Origin of the sequence: Veillonella sp. CHU110 (genome assembly GCF_003992255.1) — a bacterium.
Lineage (GTDB): Bacteria > Bacillota > Negativicutes > Veillonellales > Veillonellaceae > F0422.
Map to the genome: position 1 here is coordinate 14,305 of NZ_RQVA01000006.1, position 17,631 is coordinate 31,935.

Sequence of the window (17,631 nt, forward strand, 5' to 3'; positions counted from 1 at the left end):
ATTTCCTCCTCTAAACTTGAATGACATACCCTTGAGCGGTATGCATAATCAACTTTTTGAGCTCTAATTGTAACAACAAACCATGAAGAGAAGATAAAGTGTACCCTGTGCTTCCTATCAATTCCTCAATCGTGGTGACACCCCTTGGATTCATAGAAGACAATATAACTTGTTCTTCCTCATTCATGTGACATTCTTTGCTACTCTCCATGTTACTATACTTTGTGACCTTTTGCCAACCATATTCATGCATGACTTGTTCAGGATCTGTTAAAACAGTAGCACCTTGCTGGATTAACCAGTGGTTACCATCACAGGTATGCGTCAATACATTTCCTGGTATAGTAAATACATCTCTACCTTCATTAATGGCCATATCTGCGGTAATGAGAGATCCACTGCTTGCCTTTGCTTCCACCACAATAGTGCCTCTTGTCATACCACTAATAATTCGATTACGCAGAGGAAAATGATGCGCCTTAGCTTGTATATGTGGTCCATATTCTGATAATAACAGTCCCTCATTATCTAAAATCTCTAAAAATAACGAGCGATTACTCCTTGGATACACTACATTGAGACCACATCCCATAACAGCCACCGTTGGAGTCTGACCCTGTAATGCGCCTTCGTGACTGGCCCGATCAATCCCCATAGCTCCACCGCTAACAATAATTACACCAAGATTTGATAAGGATCTACCAAAATATCGTGCTACTTGTATACCATAGGTAGAGCATTTTCTAGCCCCTACCATCGCTATAGATCGCTCCATAGATTGTAATACTTCGATATTACCTCTTCCATAAAGCACCATGGGACTATGGTAGATTTCTAACAAAGATGGAGGATACATAGGTGATTCTCTAGTAATAACCTGTATATGATATCGTTCTAAGTCTTCTTCTAATTGTTGTAAATAAGTTTCATCAATCGGCCTATGATTTTCATCGTATAATTCGTAGGTACAACCTAAAGATGGATCAACACTATGATGAATCACATGATGCCATGCTTCTTTTGCACTTTGATAATAGGTTAACAAATGGCCTAAGCTGGCGTTACCCAATCCATTCACATGTTGTAATGCGCTAGCATAGATTTCCTCTTTCATATTACAATCCCTCCTGAACTTGACGATAACTCAAGGCCTCAGCAATATGATGAGGTTCAATGTAATCTGATGTTTCTAAATCAGCAATGGTTCTAGCTACCTTAATGATTCGATCATAACTACGTAGACTTAAATGCAATGTAGTAAATGCGGCGTCTAATAACTCTTTTCCTTTCTCTGAAAGTGCTCCGAATTTTTCTATATCACCATGACTCATATGAGCATTGACCTGGATGTTAGTTCCTTTATAGCGTTTCATTTGAATCTCCCTAGCTCGAATGACACATTCACGAATATATGACGTGGTCATAGTATCTTTAGGCCCATGTATATCTGTTAATGTAGGTCTTTCGATGGGAACGATTAAATCCATCCGATCTAAAATAGGACCCGATAAGGCTCGTTGATAGCGTTGGATCTGTGTGGCCGTACATGTACATTGATGATCTTCATTGGTGCCAAACCAACCACAAGGGCAAGGATTCATAGCCATCACAACAATACAATCACTTGGATAGGTAGTAGCCATGCCGATTCTAGCAATATGAACCTGACGTTCCTCTAAAGGCTGTCGTAGAACTTCTATGACAGGTCGTCGAAATTCAGGTGCTTCATCTAAAAATAGAACTCCCTTATGTGCTAGTGTTATCTCCCCTGGTCGCGGCAATTGACCACCACCAGCCATCGCGACGAGGGTGCTTGTATGATGAGGGCTCCTAAAAGGGCGTTGCTCCATTAAACGACCACGTGTTAATAATCCCATAACACTATAGATTCGACTAACTTCTAACTGCTCTTCTCGAGATAAAGGGGGTAATAAATAGGGTAACCGTTTCGCTAACATCGTTTTTCCAGATCCTGGGGGGCCTGTCATCAATAGATGATGTCCACCCGCTGCTGCAATTGCGAGAGCACGTTTCCCCATCGCCTGCCCTTTTACATCTCGTAAGTCCAATATTTCATCAGCCATTTCTTCTTTATGTAATACATTTTCATCTACTTCTGAAGTAGGGACCATATAAGTTTCTATACTCTCTGGATGTTGCACGATCTCTACAACTTGAGCTAATGTACTCATCCCTAAGACTGGCAATGAAGCGCCAGCTTTTGCTTCATCACGATTCTCTTTTGGAACAATTATATCTTGAACATTAGATATACTCTGCATGGCTTCTACCTTGTGAAATGTAGGATTTGATACACTCATCACCATAGATAACATACCGATTACCGGCTGTAGCGAACCGTCTAATGAAAGCTCCCCTATAAATACATGTTGAGAATCAGCAACAGATCCTCTTTTCTTAGATTTGCCTTCTTCTTGTGCTCTTAAAATGCCCATCGCAATAGCTAAGTCTAAGGAAGATCCATCTTTCCGAATATGAGCAGGCGCTAGATTGACCACAATTCGTTTCATAGGAAACTCAAACCCACCATTCTTTATGGCAGACCGAACTCGCTCTTTTGCTTCTTTTACAGATGTAGCTGGTAGCCCAACAATATCAAAACTAGGTAAGCCTGGGCTAATATCTACTTCAACGGTCACAACATATCCATCTATGCCATTTATACAAACTCCATAGGTTTTTGCATACATGATACTCCTCCTATCTCCTATAGCTTACATCCTTTCATATGCCGTATTTGTAGTTCTCCATCCTGTGGTACATACACCTCTATAACATCAAAACGAATGTATTCATAATGAATGTCACGAGTAGCTAAAAACATAGAAATAACGCTCCGTATATGTTGTTTCTTTTTCCAATTTACAGCCTCACAAGGCATACCATACGTCCTACTTCTTCTTGTTTTCACTTCCACCACAATCAGCCCTGCATCTTGCATAGCAATGATATCAACTTCCCCAAAACGGTATCGTAAGTTTCTCTCCAACACTTGGTAACCATGCTTGTCTAAATACTTTGCCGCTAGCGTTTCCCCATAGCGCCCTAATTCTATATGATTCATAATTACCTCCTTAGTTCTACCTTACTTTCATTTTGAAAGAATGTAAACATCACATACTACACTGTTAAGAGTGTGTAGCACTAAGAGCGTTATAATCTATTGATATATTTAAATATGAGGTTATAAATTGAATGAAAAAATATAATATTCAGGAATAGGCAGCTTTACTTATCGCTAATCAGTTCTTGTTTTGATTATAGGATAAGATTAGGGGTATAGGACAAAAAGGAGTTATAGGGCAAAAAAGAGTTATAGGTCAAAATGAGTGGTAGACTAATCCCAATATTTCTTATGTAATACAAAAAGCACCCTTATAAAGTCGATCTATAAGAATGCTTTGTATATATCTATTTAGTTTTACTCATGTCTATATATCTTCCACTGGTTTACCTGCTACAATGGATTTGATAGGTTCAAAACTATGTCTATGCAAGGGAGTAATCCCTAATTCTTTAATAGCCTGCTTATGCACATCTGTATAATACCCTTTATGGATAGCAAATCCAAATCCTGGATATTCTTCATCCATAGATTCCATGAAGCGGTCCCGTGTTACCTTTGCTATAATGGATGCCGCCGCAATAGACGCACTTTTAGAATCTCCTTTAATCAGAGATTCTACTGGTACCTCTAAATCTGGTAATTTCATGGCATCAGATAGCACAGCTTCTGCTTGTACAGGCAAATTGCGTATAGCTTCGTACATGGCTTGTCGTGTAGCCTCATATATGTTCAGTGTATCGATCTTCTCTGCCTCATAAGACACGCAGTGTACAGCTACTGCTACCTCCATAATTTGATCAAATAAGGCATCACGCTTTTCCGGAGTCAGTTTTTTAGAATCATTTAATCCTACTAGCTTGCAATGAGGCGGCAAAATAACAGCGGCTACTGTGACAGGACCTGCAATAGGACCTCTGCCCACTTCATCTACACCCGCTACTAAGAATTTTCCTTCTTCATAGAAACTATCTTCATAGGCGTACATAGCTTCTAACCGTTGTTGCTCTTCTAGCACTTTTTTTTGCTTTCGCAAATACACACCAGCAGCGTTCTTCACAGATTCACGGGAATCCTCCAATGCCCATTGTACATAGTCAAAGGGACATTCTCCTTGCAATAGGTCTTTAATTTCTTTTACTTTTAAATCGTGAAACTCACTCTTCGTCAACATAGTACGGCTCCTCATCGACGCCATCAAAGGTAATGTATCCCAATTTGTTATTTCTGTAATCCGTCAAAATCACACGGCGCACCTTGTCATAATCCACGACGCCACCGCTTACCAAACAACCACGACGACGACCAATAGCCTCTAACATGGTATCTACGGATGTACGCTCTTCTTCCGTCAATTTATAACGCTCATGCAATAATGTCGGTTCATGCTCTTCTAAATATGCCAACAACTGCTTGATAACAGAATCTAAATCATACACATCGTCGGAAATAGCTCCTGTCATCGCTAACCGAGCTGCTGCTCGTTGGTCTTCAAACTTAGGCCATAATACACCTGGCGTATCTAATAATTCTAGATTTTTACCTACTTTCACCCATTGTTGACCCCGAGTATGACCCGGTTTATTAGCAGTTCTTGTCGCAGCAGAACCAGCCAATTTATTAATTAATGTAGATTTACCTACATTGGGTATCCCTAGAATCATAGTACGTACTGTACGACCTTTGATTCCTTTTTTTAGCCATCTATCGATGATGGGCTGTGCTAAGGATTCTACGGTTTTCACGAGTTGCTTATTTCCTTTGCCATTTTTAGAATCAATAGCAATGGCATGAATACCTTCATTTTTGAAAAATTCAATCCATTCCTTTGTAGCTTTCGGATTTGCCAAATCACATTTATTTAAAATCACTACATGTGGTTTATCCCCGATCAATTCTCGGATCACAGGGTTGGCACTACTGCGAGGAATGCGTGCATCTAGTAATTCGATAACCACATCAACTTTCTTTTTATGTTCCGTAATCATGCGAGTGGCTTTTGCCATATGGCCTGGGAACCACTGCACGACTGGAAAAATTTCTTGACTCATACTTCACCTATTCGTCTATTATTTGTATTATACAATTATTTTAATCAGTCTATTCCCATGCAATTCTTATATCTATCATGGCACTACTATCAAATTACATCATTTCTGTGAAAGTATGTACCTAGCACTATGACAAGATTTGTAATAGACATCAAAATGTATGGTTATTGCAATAGGAAATAAAAAAAGGTTAGCCATAGACTTACGTCTCATGGCTAACCCTTTTAAATTAGCGTTTTTCGCGAATACGAGCAGCTTTACCAGTAAGGCTACGTAAGTAGTACAATTTAGCACGACGAACGATACCGCGACGAGTTACTTCGATTTTTGCTAGACGTGGGCTGTGAAGTGGGAATACACGTTCAACACCAACGCCAGAAGCGATACGACGAACTGTGAAAGTTTCACGAACGGAACCACCTTGACGGTTGATTACCAAACCTTCGAAAACCTGAATACGCTCACGGCTACCTTCCACAACTTTTACGTGTACTTTTACAGTATCACCAGCGCGGAACTCAGGAATGTCAGAGCGAAGCTGTTCTTTTTCTAATACATCAATAATATTCACGATTTTTTCCTCCTATTTTGCAGACGTTCATTACTTACACCTTATAAGCAGAGGACCATCTCAAATTAACAGTATTATTCTATCATAAATGAAAGTTTTTATGCAAGAGGGAAATTATAAAATTTGAAGCACTTAATTCAAATTTGTTTCCATCTACCAATCAACTGGAATTATCACTTTAGTACTTAGGTAAATAAAATCCCCATACATTATTACTAAATTCACCGGCAGCAAATTTATGAAGTTCATCGTTAATATACACAACATAAATAGGAAACCTACAACTCTGATGATATAGCGGATCCGTTACTGATACGTATTCCCCTGTTTCATGCCAGTCATACTCAAAAATATTTGTATCAAACAGAATTGCATTCCCTTCTATACCTGTAATTTCATATTGCCATGTCATTTGTTTGCATTTTTTCAATCTTATTTACTCCTCTTAAAACTGGAATTCGGCAAGATGTTAGCTCTATATTTTAGTTTTTGATCTTTTTTATCATATCTAAATACAATTTCTTGCCACCATCATTATTAGCTAAATCATGTTTTGTTTGTAAAAAAGAAATTACTTCTTTTTTGTATTCTTCAGGGACATTTTGGATATTTTGATTAATAATATGGACCAAATTTTGATGTGCAATTTTTTTTGGTGTCATTTTTTGCATACTCATAAAGTATTTCCATTTATCAGGGTAATATTTAAAATGTTTTAAACGCGGTAAATAGATAGAAACATAGCCTGCAAGTCCTTTTTTATAAGCATTTGATAAAATAAATTTATAAATTTCAGTGCTTTCTTCAAGTTGGTATCTTAGTATCATATTTCCCAAAATAGATATGATATTCAATAGTATTTTTTCATTATCTGAATAATTAAGTGCTATCTGTAAAAGTTCCTCAGCAAATTTGTCATCTTTAAAATACGGAGAATAGTATAATGACATTTCATCTCTAGGTGTTTTTTCAAATAACTTAAGAATATTAACTACTTCTATTTCCGTTTTCATTTTCCAGTTTTTAATCTCTACTTGAAGTAATCGAATATCATTTATTTTTTTCTTGATCTTGAATGGAATATTTTCACTCATGACTCCCTCTTTTAATATTTTACATTTTATTCAAGCTCTTCCTCTGATATTAGCATTCCTATAAATTCTTCAAAATTATTTGCAAGGACTTGAACTTCATAATCATATTCCTGAAAACAAACGGATACTTTGGGTTCTCCATCTTTTCCACATTCACGATAATCTAAATAGATCATGTCATGTCCACCAGATTCTGTATCTGCAATAATAATACCTATATCTCGTGGATATTCCCATTCCTTAAACCAAAATTCATTTCCAAATTTTCCAAATAAAGAGTTGCGCTTCTTACCCCCTATTCCAAAAAATCCAGCAAGCCCAATTGTGTTTACCTCATTTCTTTTAGCATATTCATTAAACCAGTATTCTTTTTTTGGAGCACCACCATTTTGTATTTTCATAAGTTGAATATAAGACTGAGGCAATTTGAGCCCTAATTTATTTTCATAAAATGCTATTATTTCATCAGTTAATGGTTCTTCTACATAGTTTTCGGTATAGTATTCATGACTATTCCAAAAATCCTTTAAATCACTATTTTCAAACATTGTTAGTCCCTCTTCTTCCATGCTCTCCCTCCGTTGCTTAATACATATATACCTATCCAACAATAGTTGCTTCTTTGACGATCAGATTGTCAAAATCCATGGTAATTATTTTTTCGGTCATGTCCATGTGCTTCAACCGTATAACCACTTACTGACATGGTTGTTCCCTCCCTACACAAATTTTTCTAAATGTACAGTTAATAGATTGACACTAATACGGCTCTTTCTTGCTCTGCCATTTTCTCATAAAATTTTTTCAAACTTTCAAATGAGGTTCTTACATCATCTTTAATTTCATCAGCTTCTTCTTCGTATTCCCAAATATCAGGGTAAATATCATTTTGGCGAAACGCACTCAGATCAAATTTATCAATATATGTTTTAAAATCAAGCTTTTGTAACGCTTTTGCTATTTCTTTCACTCTATCACTTTTCGTTCCAGATATAAATTCTTCGATTTCTTCCCCAGAAATATTAAACTGCCCTACAATCGCTTCGCTGATTAAATTATCTTTAATCGGTTCGAGGGCAGATTTTCCTGTCAACAAAAAATGAAGTGCATCCCACATTTTATCTATATCACAAATTTCTAAGTTCTCTTCATCTTGTGCTTCTTCCACATCATCAAGACACATAAATTTTTCTAATTCAATGTCAGTAGTTGACTGATAATTTGCAATCATTCCCATTTGTTTTTCCTCCATATTTTACCGTATTGTTCTTTACTTCCGCACCCGCTGTAGGTTGGATTTTATAGATTGCCGTTGACTGGCTTTGCTATCTGGCTGATAAAATGGTATTCATAGCGCAAATACGCCAAATATCATTTACATGTTCAAACTCAATTTTCAAATCTTGCTGAAAATGAGCAAGTACTGTTTGATTATCCCATTCATATTTCGTATTGTTCCACGAGAGAAATCCCTCCACAAAAATTTTGTGATCAATATTAAATTGTTGAATACATTGCGTCGTTATAGATACGAATTTTTGAACATCGACGGAAGCAAACACACTATCAGGAACATCTGAAAATGCAACAAAAATTGCTCCACCAGAATGTGGGCCTCTATAATAACAATACTTATCAGCCAAGCCACAAGTTACTATAGACAGGTTATGTCCGTTGAATGTATCGTCTAATGTAAATTTTGCTGTCGTTAGCGGATCTAAATTCCAGCATTCCCCAACTACTTTTGCGTGTGTGGCTACCTGAATAATTTTCTCGGAAAATCCATTGATATTTTCCCACCCCCACATCCATGTGTTACTTAATGTTGCCTCGCTTCCGATAAATTGAAGCGGATACTTTTGATTTCCAAAAACTATTACGCCCTCTGAAAAATCAACACTCCAGTCCTGCCCCTTTACCACCTGTTCACTACAAGCAGTCTGTATTGCTATCATTTTACCTAAGCAAGCTGAAAACACTTGAAACCAGTTTCCTGTATCAATATTGAGATACTCAATCCAAATATTTTTTCTTTTATCCTGTTTTCTGTCTTTTCCCCAAAATCTCATCTGTATTCCCTCCATATTTTAATGTATTGTTCTTTACTTCCTCCCCCTTTATGGGTTTGGATTTTTCAGCAAGTCCGACTTCTGTCCAATCTTTTTCAGCCACTTCTTTTCTTCCTCGGACAGCTTCTTCAAATTCAAAAATCCATCATGTTATTTTTCATCTCATTTTGTACAAGTTCCCGTATTTCTTTATTTTTCATCAAGTCCTCTAAATTTAAATTTACAAAATTATATTTCTATAATAATTGTGTAAATTAAATTAGAAATGCTTAATGCACATAACTACTCTATTCTAGTTCCATCTGGTAATATAATATCGCCTTTTTCTCCACTCACATCAAAAAATCCCACATTATGTTTTTTAGCTAAATCTCGCATAAGTTCATAGGCTTCATCTGCCACAGACCAAGGAAAAGCTACATAAATCACATCATATCCGATACAATAATCAGCCATGGGCATTTCCATTTTTGTAGCTTCATCTTCAGCAAGATTATCAAAATTTGGTGCATACTCTCCATTCATAGGTATGAATGTATCTTTCATTTCCATAAACCAATTTTGCAAATTAGGAGAAGATACTCCTATTGTTTCATAATCGTGTTCTTCTTCCCATTCTGTTTGCTTATCATACCAAACCATAAATTCTTTTTTTGTATTAGGTGCTTTTGTTTTTTCAAAAACCATTAAATCATAACTCATACTTAGTTTCTCCTGTTTCTTAGTTTGCTACTTTACCGCCTCGGTATGCGTGTAAGATGTGATGAAAGTTCTTTCAATGCCTGTCTATAAACACCGGGATTTATGTGTCAAGTCTATATATTATTTCTCCTGTATTATATATGTTAAGGATTCCACTTACTGGCTCTTTGTCTTCCTGCCGAATCCACCCCGAATATATCGTAGAACATTCGCTATATCCTTCAGTCAAAATTTCAAATTCAGCATTTGAATACTGTTTAATATAATCGGCTAACGTCATAGCCTTTCCTGCAAAACTGCCTTCATACACTATTTTATCAAAAATGAGTATATTGCAATCATCAATATCGCATTCTGTAAAATCAATCTCACCCGAATAAATAAGCTCCCCTTGACCTCATCTTTCTATCTCAGCACCAAAAACACAAGACCACAAATAGCTAATACTAGTCCACAGATTCCAATAAAAACTCTATATCCTTTTTCTCCCCATACTTCAAAAATAAAAGCATGACGAGCCTTATCACCAACGGTTGCACTAGAAATCCATTTCCAATCTAAAATTGCCCCTATCAAGAACAAAAGTCCTCCGGCTATTAGCACATACTCAAAATGGGATCTTAAAAATTCAAATATATTTTCCATACGATATGTTCTTTCTCATCTAAAATTCTAAAGATACGATTTTTTACTATTCAAATCTGTTACAAAATACGGATTATCTTGCTTAATCAATTCGTATAGTCTTAATGCATTATCACTATCTTCTTTTAGCTTTTGTAAATCATTTTCCGTTATTCCAACAATTTGTAAAAAATCTGTTTTTCCGTAAACCGTATCTATTGTGTTTAACTCAGTATCATTCACAATGAACAGAGCGGTAATTTTTGAATCTTTATCATTACAAATCGAACTACCGTCACCTTGTATATATTGATAGGGTTCAAAAAATCTTTCAGATGAATAAGTGTATCTAGCCAAGTTACCTAACATATCCATCGCCCACATACAATCATCGTTATCAGCTTTAAGTTTGATCGTCATCTCATAGCCCCACTTGTTCCATTCACCACCAAATGCTTCCTCATTCCCATAAAGTTCTGTCATACCAAATGTAACAATGTGTTTATATCCGTTAGAAGAATCATATATTGAATATCCATCTAAATATTCATCACCACCAAAAATCGCTCTTCTTGTAATGAGTGTGCCAAAGTGCGCAGGTTCTTGGTTTTTGTAAATGACTTTTAACGCTCCTTCGATTGCTTCCCAACCGGGTGCATAGTCTTCATCTTCTCTTACTCTTTTAATAAATTCTTCTTTTGTTATTTTTTTATCACCTTTATTTCTTAGCTTATCAAATAACCCCATAATTCATACTCCTATTCCTTCACTGTAACACAGCCCCAGCCATCATAGTATCCCTCTAGTTCTTCGGCTAACTCCATCAAATACCAAGTTACGCGATTTACATTGTGAAAGTCATCTTCTCTGCCAACAACAATTTGATATGGATACTCGTTTGTTTCATCTATAACCTCATCTGCCCTTTCATCAATTCGTCTAAATCCTTCAGTTTCCACTTTCTCCAAAAATTCTTTTCTTTTTTCTTTGGTCTTAAAGTAAAGGCAATGCTCCAGAACTCTAGGCACCATAGTATCGCCATCCATTTGTATTTGGTGAATTAGTCTAATATTCAAAATACCTTGATACTCATATTTATCAGGATAAAGAGCATTAAAATAAGTCTCCCACTCTTTGTCTTCATCCACCCAGAACTTATATTCATAATCCGGGAATTGTTCTTTTAAGGCAACTGCAAATGCTTCTTCATAACCTTTTTCATCTTCTACATAAGCAAAAATGCTAAGTCTCTTGTCCCATCTTAAGAAACCTGCCAATATGCCTTCTTTTTCTTTGATGACGCTTTCAAGCAAATCTTCGATATGATATAACGTTTCTTCTTCTTCCTTTATTGGAAGACCATCTTCATCAGGATTTTTTAGCATGACAGAGATTTGTATCCTTTTCGTATATTTCACTTGTGGGTCAAACTCAAGCAGGGCTAAGCCTAAATTCAGTCTAACACTTGCCAGTTGTCCATCAGACCATCTGCAAAGATATCCTCCCCAGTCCTCTATGATTCCACCATCATCCTCGTCTCCTACTAAAATTTCACGTAAAAGACCTTCTGTGTAGTCATCATGTAAATTATATTTTTCTTGAACCTTTGTTATCTTTTCATATATGGCTTCAAATTCTTCCTCGCTTATACTATTATAATCATCAACATTTTCTATACCATGCTCTTTCAGAATTGCTTCAAATTCTTCTTTTACCACACCCTCTATTTCAGCATATTTTTCGCGCGTTTTCTTTCTTTTTTCAATTTCCTCTTGGCACTCTTTTACGACTTCCAGTGCATTTTTATCTTCCGGATCTAACTCTGCCCAGCGCTGTGCATAGGGAATTGCTTTTTCTTCTTGGCGAAATAAATATTGATAGCCATATGCCATACGCATATTCCACTCTGCCTTGTCTTGACCTTCTTTTCTAACAGACTCAAGGATATCTAATGACTTTAATAAAACTTCATATCCTCTGTTGTATTCTGTTCCCTTGTCATCATCCCCTACAATAGCAAAATTTTGTAATGCACGAGCAAGCTGATAAGTGATTTCATAATCTCTTTCTTCAGCCGGAATACTCTCTAAGGCATTGATACATTCTGTATGTTTATCTTTCTCTGTAAGTTCATCAATCTTTGCAAAAAATTCTTCTCTGTTTTCTTTGTTATAAATGAGTTCAGTTTTCACAGTAAATTTCTCCGTATCTCTTCCACCAAGACTTCTTTTTCTTCTTTTCATAAGAAATCTTTAGTGTGTCCTGATCAGGAAGAGCAACACCTTTACTCCGTGTGATTTGATGAATATCATCTGTAGAAAGTCCTATTGTTTCTCCATCCTTAAATTCCACATTATCTTGCAATACATATGATGAAATTGAAGATATAAACGATAGCAATTTTCCTGCTTCTTCATCGACATCTAAGATTTCAAGCTCTAATTTTCCAAAAGTTTTCATTCCATAAGTGTAGGTAGATAGCCCATTTTTACTCCTATATAAGCCGAACCATACCCAGGTAAAAATTGGAAGCTCCCCATCTCTAATCATCTCAGCAGATTGCATATAATAACTAGGCTCAAATACTACACCACATGTGAATACGCCAATGGCGTTTTCTTGCTTGCAGCAAGTAGCCATGATTTTCGTATAAAGTATGCCCCTTGATATTACATCTTCTTCATCCCCCAAAATAGCTACAAAAATGTGAGCCTTATGAGTCTTTGTAACCTCTACAGCCTCTTCCCACATCCAATTATTTTCTGCGTTGATTTCAGCTTCTTCATTTGGTATAGGTGCAGGGAAATTACTGATTATTATACTATATTTATCAAAATAGGTAACGATTGTATCTTCATCTCCCGTATCTTCTTTTGATAGTTCAATTTCCCAATCCGCTTTTAAATCGCTGATTAATTTTTCTTTATCCCATACATCTTCTGAAAGTAAAACACTTCCACAAAATGAGCCTACAGTTTCCTCTTCCGATGTAAAACCTTCTTCGTTAGCATAGTCAAATTCTTTAGTCATTAGTTCTTTGTTCATAAGTGGGAATCCTTTCTTACACATAACATTCTATGTTTCACTCCTCCGAATTATCTACAATTATTGTATCATCCACATATTTAGCAATCAATATCAATACCTGTCTTTTTATCATTCTCCTATCCTTTTCATCATTTTTCCTGTAGTTTTCCTTCATTTTTCTTTAGTTACCAATACAAAAATACCTAGCTCATGATCTATTCATAGAGCTAGGTATTTTTATAGTTGTATTCAATTATATAGGTACGATGAAACTATCCAATGTTTCAGGGCTCATACATGAGAACTTACTTCCCCTCTACATATTGTCGCAATCGTTCAATTCGTTTTTCTGTGGCTGGGTGTGTGCTATAAAGTTTACTCATAAGTCCACTTTCACTACTTTCAGAGGTGTAGTTACGCAAGGTAATTAAAGCATTATGTAGTTCAGCCCCTAAGCCGATTTCATAAGCATATTTATCAGCACGGTATTCTGCTCGTCTGCCTGTGAACAAATCAGTAATGATTAACGGTGCTTTAATCACCCACTGCATGAACAAAATCTGCAAGATTACACAGAAATAGAATACCTGTACAATGATAGTAATCACCGGCAACCGTAAGTATTGAATCCACAATATGACACGAGCAAATAGTTCATACACACGAATACACATTTGACCCAAATAATTCATATAATATCGAGAGAATCCATAGGCGCTATCTTTGTAATGAATATGACCCATTTCATGAGCCACTATGCCTAGTAATTCATCATACGGTAAGGTTGCTATGGTTCCCGTATTAATGCAAATTCGGTTATGACCCATCGCAAAGGCATTGATGGAATCATCATTCTTAATAAACCAATCAAATTGTGACATATCGATACCAGTATGATTTTGCATATCTTTTTGAATCATCTGCAGAATCTCTACCTCTTGCCCTAGGGGACGACGTCCTCCATAGAGCCACATAGTAATGCGATGAAACCAAGGAATTTGCGCTAGTGCCGCCACAAGTAACACAGAGGTACCTGCTACGGCATAGCTAATATTTTCCAAATTGATACGCACATGAAAGAGGTCCATCGCTTTCATTAAAAAAGGATGATTAATAGGCCCAAAGATAACTTGGTACATATACACAATACTGCCAATGATAAACACATTCGCAAAAAATGTTAATACTGTGATAATCATGGGGACCTATTTTAATTTACCCAAGTTACTTACTTCATAGGTCATGCGCAATAATTGAAGACGATTTTGCTTCACTGCTTCGTCTTTATCCATAACCATAACATGCTCAAAGAATGTTTCAATATATGGCACCAAGGATTCTGCCAAGCTTACAGCTTTCACATAGTCTCCAGCTTCTAAGGCTTTACGATTTGTTGTATACACTGGTAATGCCGCTTTGTACAAGGCTTGTTCAGAATCTTCTTTCAATAAGGATTCCTCAACGCCTGTGAAAGTCACATCTTTTACCATGTTAAAAATACGTGTGTAAGCTTGCATTAATGGTTCGTTTTCATCAAGACGGTTGGCTGTTAAGGCTTGTCCTAAACCTTCTGCTAAGGCAACTGTCACAGTATCTTGGCTCAATACGATATCTACTACTTGATATGGCATTCCTTGTTCTAACAAGATATTTTTCAAACGAAGGATGAAGAAGTTTTCTAATTGACCTAGTAGTTCTTCTTGTTTTTCACTAGCCACGCCTAACAATTTCATCGCTTTTACCCAGATTGGACGCATGGATAAGGACCATTTGCTATCCATCAAGATATTGATGATACCGATTGTTTGACGGCGCAATGCATATGGATCTTGGGAACCTGTAGGGATTAAACCACGGCTGAAAGTAGCCACAATAGTATCTACTTTGTCAACAATACTCAAAATACGACCTGCATCGGTAGTTGGTAAGATATCTCCAGCAAAACGAGGTAAGTATTGTTCAAAAATTGCTTCCCCTACGGCCGGTATTTCACCATCTAGTAAGGCATATTCTTTACCCATAATACCTTGTAATTCAGTAAATTCGCTCACCATACCTGTCGTTAAATCTGTTTTCGCAAGATGTGTAGCTCGTTCTAGCGTAGCTGTATCTGCAAAGCCTACTTCTTTTGCTAGTACAGCACCTAATGTTAGTAGGCGCTCTGTTTTATCTTTTAAATTGCCCAAACCTTCTTGGAAGACAATTTTTGTCAATGCTTCATACCGGCCTGCTAATGGTGTTTTACGGTCTTCATTAAAGAAGAACTTCGCATCGTCTAAACGAGCGCGAAGTACTCGTTCATTACCAGCTGCCACCACATCCAAAGATTTGCTATCGCCGTTACGAACAGTTAAAAACATAGGAAGTAATTTACCTTTGCCGTCCACCATTGGGAAATAGCGTTGATGGTCTTTCATTGGTGTAATAATACAGTCTGATGGTAACGCTAAATAGCTTTCATCAAAAGTACCACAAAGTGCTGTTGGATATTCTACTAGGAAAGTAACTTCATCTAATAAATCCTCATCCCACACCACAGTAGCCCCTTTAGTGGCTGCTAGTTCTGTTAATTGTTTACGAATTGTCTCACGGCGTACATCTTGGTCAATCATAATGAAGTTCTTAGTTAGTGTATCTAAGTAATCTTTTGGTTCTGTTATGGTCAATTCAGATTCACCTAAGAAACGATGTCCACGGCTTACATTTGTACTTGTTACATTAGCAAATGTCACTGGTACTACATCTTGACCAAATAATGCCACCAACCAACGTACTGGACGAACGAAACGTTCTTCTAAATCGCCCCAATGCATGGATTTAGGGAAACTTAATCCTGTAATCAAGGATGATAATACATCAGATAAGACTTCTTTTGTATCTAAACCAGCTGTCGTTGTGTCAGCAAAGATGTAACCATCTACTACTTTCAGTTCAGATACGTCTAATCCTTTACCGCGAGCAAAACCGATAGCTGCTTTTGTAGCATTGCCGTCAGCATCATAAGCAATAGATACAGATGGGCCTTTATGAGTTTCCTGAACATCTTCACTACGTTCTGCTACGTCATTGATAAGTAATGCAACGCGGCGAGGTGTGGCATACACTTTTACATCCCCATGAGCAATGTGGCGTTCCGCCAAAGCTGCTGTTGCTAATTCACCTAATTGTTTGATAATATTTGGCAAAAATCCTGCAGGAATTTCTTCTGCCCCAATTTCAAAGAGTAAATCCTTAGCCATCTTATTTATCTCCTTTCAACAATGGGAAACCAAGTTCTTCTCGTTTCGCCAAATAGTTTTGTGCACAAATACGAGCCATGTTACGAACACGACCGATGAAAGCTGTTCTTTCAGAAATAGAAATGGCACCGCGTGCATCTAACAAGTTAAATGTATGGGAACATTTCAACACATAATCGTAAGCTGGCAATACAAAGCCTAATTGACAAACACGAGTCGCTTCTGCTTCGTACATGTCGAATAATTTGAACAACATATCTGTGTCAGCCAATTCAAAGCTGTACGTAGATTGCTCTACTTCATTCGCATGCCATACATCGCCGTATGTGTATTGTTCATTCCATTGTAAGTCATACACATTTTCCACGCCTTGAATGTACATCGCCAAACGTTCTAATCCGTATGTGATTTCTACAGATACTGGTTTTACATCGATAGATCCCACTTGTTGGAAATAGGTAAACTGTGTGACTTCCATGCCGTCTAACCAGACTTCCCAACCAAGGCCCCAAGCACCTAATGTTGGAGACTCCCAGTTATCTTCTACGAAACGGATATCGTGATCTTCTGCATGAATGCCAAGAGCAGCCAAACTTTGCAAGTATAATTCTTGAATATTGTCTGGAGACGGTTTAATAATCACTTGGAACTGATGATGTTGGAATAAACGGTTCGGATTGTCACCATAACGGCCGTCCGCTGGACGACGGGATGGTTCTACATAACATACAGACCAAGGTTCAGGTCCTAAGGCATGTAAGAATGTAGCAGGGTTCATGGTACCCGCCCCTTTTTCAATGTCATATGGTTGTTGCAAAATGCAACCTTGTTCACCCCAGAAATTTTGGAGTGTAAAAATCATCTCTTGAAATGTCATTTCCATTCCTCCTTATGTTTTACAGGGAATAAAAAAGTCCCTGCAACGAAAATCGCTACAGGGACGAGATATACCCGCGGTTCCACCCTAATTGGCTAATGCCCTCTTTTAAAAAATAGCCTTTACTAATTGTCCATACCTAGTATGGTACAACGTTCCTGCTCATGCTCCACAGCGCCTTCTACTCAATCGTGAGCTTTCACCGTCCTCACTCGCTAAAGGGAGTATACTCCTCTGCTTCATCGCTTATGTATATACTATTGTATGGATAAAAGGGATTAGTGTCAAGGTG

General features: G+C 37.1%; 19 protein-coding genes and 1 pseudogene. All 20 read right to left on the bottom strand.

What is annotated here, in order from left to right:
• Positions 1–10: 10 nt before the first annotated feature.
• The 20 genes and pseudogenes from dprA to glyQ all read right to left on the bottom strand — a co-directional run bounded on the left by dprA (position 11) and on the right by glyQ (position 17,339).
• Positions 11–1,114, bottom strand: coding sequence for a DNA-processing protein DprA (gene dprA / locus EO122_RS03500; RefSeq protein WP_127009397.1), 1,104 nt, complete (start codon positions 1,112–1,114; stop codon positions 11–13).
• A gap of 1 nt (position 1,115) precedes the next feature.
• Positions 1,116–2,711 carry a YifB family Mg chelatase-like AAA ATPase gene (locus EO122_RS03505; RefSeq protein ID WP_127009398.1) on the bottom strand — a complete coding sequence of 532 codons (1,596 nt, stop codon included), beginning with the start codon at positions 2,709–2,711 and terminating at the stop codon, positions 1,116–1,118.
• Between the two features lie 17 nt (positions 2,712–2,728).
• Positions 2,729–3,085, bottom strand: a complete 357-nt coding sequence (locus EO122_RS03510) for a YraN family protein (RefSeq protein WP_127009399.1) — start codon at positions 3,083–3,085, stop codon at positions 2,729–2,731.
• A gap of 367 nt (positions 3,086–3,452) precedes the next feature.
• Positions 3,453–4,256: a ribonuclease HII gene (locus tag EO122_RS03515; protein WP_371413182.1), complete on the bottom strand. Its 804-nt coding sequence runs from the start codon at positions 4,254–4,256 to the stop codon at positions 3,453–3,455.
• Positions 4,243–5,136 (bottom strand): ribosome biogenesis GTPase YlqF, encoded by an 894-nt coding sequence (gene ylqF, locus EO122_RS03520; RefSeq protein ID WP_127009401.1) that lies wholly within the window; start codon positions 5,134–5,136, stop codon positions 4,243–4,245. The genes EO122_RS03515 and ylqF overlap by 14 nt, the downstream gene beginning before the upstream one ends.
• A 229-nt stretch (positions 5,137–5,365) precedes the next feature.
• The gene (gene rplS / locus EO122_RS03525) at positions 5,366–5,707 is read right to left on the bottom strand and encodes a 50S ribosomal protein L19 (protein ID WP_062402893.1); all 342 of its coding nucleotides are present in this window, start codon (positions 5,705–5,707) and stop codon (positions 5,366–5,368) included.
• Between the two features lie 178 nt (positions 5,708–5,885).
• On the bottom strand, positions 5,886–6,119 hold the full coding sequence (locus EO122_RS03530) for a hypothetical protein (protein ID WP_206168504.1): 234 nt from the start codon (positions 6,117–6,119) through the stop codon (positions 5,886–5,888).
• A gap of 70 nt (positions 6,120–6,189) precedes the next feature.
• Entirely contained in the window at positions 6,190–6,801 is a 612-nt protein-coding gene (locus EO122_RS03535) for a hypothetical protein (protein WP_127009403.1), read from the bottom strand.
• 26 nt (positions 6,802–6,827) lie between these two features.
• On the bottom strand, positions 6,828–7,370 hold the full coding sequence (locus tag EO122_RS03540) for an SMI1/KNR4 family protein (protein ID WP_206168505.1): 543 nt from the start codon (positions 7,368–7,370) through the stop codon (positions 6,828–6,830).
• A gap of 176 nt (positions 7,371–7,546) precedes the next feature.
• Positions 7,547–8,053 (bottom strand): YfbM family protein, encoded by a 507-nt coding sequence (locus tag EO122_RS03545; protein WP_206168506.1) that lies wholly within the window; start codon positions 8,051–8,053, stop codon positions 7,547–7,549.
• Positions 8,054–8,126: 73 nt separating this feature from the next.
• The gene (locus EO122_RS03550) at positions 8,127–8,870 is read right to left on the bottom strand and encodes a DUF6882 domain-containing protein (protein ID WP_127009404.1); all 744 of its coding nucleotides are present in this window, start codon (positions 8,868–8,870) and stop codon (positions 8,127–8,129) included.
• A gap of 48 nt (positions 8,871–8,918) precedes the next feature.
• Positions 8,919–9,008 (bottom strand): annotated as a pseudogene (locus EO122_RS03555) (transcriptional regulator); the annotation flags it as partial.
• 144 nt (positions 9,009–9,152) lie between these two features.
• Positions 9,153–9,572, bottom strand: a complete 420-nt coding sequence (locus EO122_RS03560; RefSeq protein ID WP_127009405.1) for a hypothetical protein — start codon at positions 9,570–9,572, stop codon at positions 9,153–9,155.
• A 405-nt stretch (positions 9,573–9,977) separates the two neighbouring features.
• Positions 9,978–10,217, bottom strand: a complete 240-nt coding sequence (locus EO122_RS03570) for an immunity 17 family protein (protein ID WP_127009406.1) — start codon at positions 10,215–10,217, stop codon at positions 9,978–9,980.
• A 27-nt stretch (positions 10,218–10,244) separates the two neighbouring features.
• A complete protein-coding gene (locus EO122_RS03575) occupies positions 10,245–10,943 on the bottom strand; it encodes a suppressor of fused domain protein (RefSeq protein ID WP_206168507.1) in 699 nt (232 codons plus the stop codon).
• Positions 10,944–10,954: 11 nt separating this feature from the next.
• On the bottom strand, positions 10,955–12,388 hold the full coding sequence (locus EO122_RS03580) for a DUF695 domain-containing protein (RefSeq protein ID WP_127009407.1): 1,434 nt from the start codon (positions 12,386–12,388) through the stop codon (positions 10,955–10,957).
• Entirely contained in the window at positions 12,378–13,241 is an 864-nt protein-coding gene (locus EO122_RS03585; RefSeq protein ID WP_240632647.1) for a DUF4261 domain-containing protein, read from the bottom strand. Before EO122_RS03585 ends, EO122_RS03580 begins: the two co-directional genes overlap by 11 nt.
• A 287-nt stretch (positions 13,242–13,528) precedes the next feature.
• Positions 13,529–14,422 (bottom strand): zinc metalloprotease HtpX, encoded by an 894-nt coding sequence (locus EO122_RS03590; protein ID WP_127009409.1) that lies wholly within the window; start codon positions 14,420–14,422, stop codon positions 13,529–13,531.
• 6 nt (positions 14,423–14,428) lie between these two features.
• On the bottom strand, positions 14,429–16,462 hold the full coding sequence (gene glyS, locus EO122_RS03595) for a glycine--tRNA ligase subunit beta (protein ID WP_127009410.1): 2,034 nt from the start codon (positions 16,460–16,462) through the stop codon (positions 14,429–14,431).
• A gap of 1 nt (position 16,463) precedes the next feature.
• On the bottom strand, positions 16,464–17,339 hold the full coding sequence (gene glyQ, locus EO122_RS03600) for a glycine--tRNA ligase subunit alpha (protein WP_009354040.1): 876 nt from the start codon (positions 17,337–17,339) through the stop codon (positions 16,464–16,466).
• Positions 17,340–17,631: the final 292 nt, after the last annotated feature.

What these genes read in the sequence shown, in the direction of transcription:
- dprA (WP_127009397.1), bottom strand. Translation starts at nt 1,114, where the DNA reads ATGAAAGAGGAAATCTATGCTAGCGCATTACAACATGTGAATGGATTG.
- EO122_RS03505 (WP_127009398.1), bottom strand. Translation starts at nt 2,711, where the DNA reads ATGTATGCAAAAACCTATGGAGTTTGTATAAATGGCATAGATGGATAT.
- EO122_RS03510 (WP_127009399.1), bottom strand. Translation starts at nt 3,085, where the DNA reads ATGAATCATATAGAATTAGGGCGCTATGGGGAAACGCTAGCGGCAAAG.
- ylqF (WP_127009401.1), bottom strand. Translation starts at nt 5,136, where the DNA reads ATGAGTCAAGAAATTTTTCCAGTCGTGCAGTGGTTCCCAGGCCATATG.
- EO122_RS03530 (WP_206168504.1), bottom strand. Translation starts at nt 6,119, where the DNA reads ATGACATGGCAATATGAAATTACAGGTATAGAAGGGAATGCAATTCTG.
- EO122_RS03535 (WP_127009403.1), bottom strand. Translation starts at nt 6,801, where the DNA reads ATGAGTGAAAATATTCCATTCAAGATCAAGAAAAAAATAAATGATATT.
- EO122_RS03540 (WP_206168505.1), bottom strand. Translation starts at nt 7,370, where the DNA reads ATGGAAGAAGAGGGACTAACAATGTTTGAAAATAGTGATTTAAAGGAT.
- EO122_RS03545 (WP_206168506.1), bottom strand. Translation starts at nt 8,053, where the DNA reads ATGGAGGAAAAACAAATGGGAATGATTGCAAATTATCAGTCAACTACT.
- EO122_RS03550 (WP_127009404.1), bottom strand. Translation starts at nt 8,870, where the DNA reads ATGAGATTTTGGGGAAAAGACAGAAAACAGGATAAAAGAAAAAATATT.
- EO122_RS03560 (WP_127009405.1), bottom strand. Translation starts at nt 9,572, where the DNA reads ATGAGTTATGATTTAATGGTTTTTGAAAAAACAAAAGCACCTAATACA.
- EO122_RS03570 (WP_127009406.1), bottom strand. Translation starts at nt 10,217, where the DNA reads ATGGAAAATATATTTGAATTTTTAAGATCCCATTTTGAGTATGTGCTA.
- EO122_RS03575 (WP_206168507.1), bottom strand. Translation starts at nt 10,943, where the DNA reads ATGGGGTTATTTGATAAGCTAAGAAATAAAGGTGATAAAAAAATAACA.
- EO122_RS03585 (WP_240632647.1), bottom strand. Translation starts at nt 13,241, where the DNA reads ATGAACAAAGAACTAATGACTAAAGAATTTGACTATGCTAACGAAGAA.
- EO122_RS03590 (WP_127009409.1), bottom strand. Translation starts at nt 14,422, where the DNA reads ATGATTATCACAGTATTAACATTTTTTGCGAATGTGTTTATCATTGGC.
- glyS (WP_127009410.1), bottom strand. Translation starts at nt 16,462, where the DNA reads ATGGCTAAGGATTTACTCTTTGAAATTGGGGCAGAAGAAATTCCTGCA.
- glyQ (WP_009354040.1), bottom strand. Translation starts at nt 17,339, where the DNA reads ATGACATTTCAAGAGATGATTTTTACACTCCAAAATTTCTGGGGTGAA.